General features: G+C 72.3%; 1 pseudogene. It reads left to right on the plus strand.

What is annotated here, in order from left to right:
- A pseudogene (locus tag JHD63_RS23695) lies at nucleotides 1-253 on the plus strand (hypothetical protein); the annotation flags it as partial.

Below are 253 nucleotides of genomic sequence, written 5' to 3' on the forward strand. Positions count from 1 at the left end.
CCCCCCCCCCCCCCCCCCCCCCCCCCCCCCCCCCCCCCCCCCCCCCCCCCCCCCTTTTCAAGCAGAAGACGGCATACGCGATTTCCTGTACGGTCTCGTGGGCTCGGAGATGTGTATAAGAGACAGGAGCAGGGCGGCGCGCTCAGCGGCCGCGTCGGCAAGCTGCTGCGCCAGGGCGCCGACCCGGCCGAGCGCTGCACCCAATGCACCGACGACCGCAAGGACCAGCCCATGCTGGGACTGGAGATCATCC

Origin of the sequence: Xylophilus sp. ASV27 (assembly GCF_016428875.1) — a bacterium.
Classification (GTDB): Bacteria; Pseudomonadota; Gammaproteobacteria; order Burkholderiales; family Burkholderiaceae_C; genus Xylophilus.